Raw genomic sequence first — 244 nt, forward strand, 5'->3', positions numbered from 1 at the left:
TGGAGCCCAGCAGGTGCGCCTCGAAGCTGATCGACAGGCCTTCGGCGCGGCCGGTGAAGCGGCGGAACTGGTTGAGGGTGCGCTTGTCCGCCGGGATTTCCGGCGACAGGCCGTAGTCCTTGTTACGGATGTAGTCGTAGAACGCCCGCGGTTGCTGGTCGTCCATCAGTTCCGAAAGCGCGTCGAGGGTCATCGGCTCGCCGATGCGCGCCTGGGAGGTGGCGTAGTCGACCAGCGTCTCGGT

The 244-nt window shown here is 66.0% G+C and carries 1 protein-coding gene; it reads right to left on the reverse strand.

Annotation, left to right across the window (positions count from 1 at the left end; translation table 11 throughout):
- Positions 1-244 (reverse strand): nucleoid-associated protein (locus tag HMPREF2924_RS02500; RefSeq protein ID WP_031804355.1); only part of this gene is annotated, 244 nt, incomplete at both ends.

Source organism: Pseudomonas sp. HMSC063H08 (assembly GCF_001813645.1).
Taxonomy (GTDB): Bacteria; Pseudomonadota; Gammaproteobacteria; order Pseudomonadales; family Pseudomonadaceae; genus Pseudomonas; species Pseudomonas aeruginosa.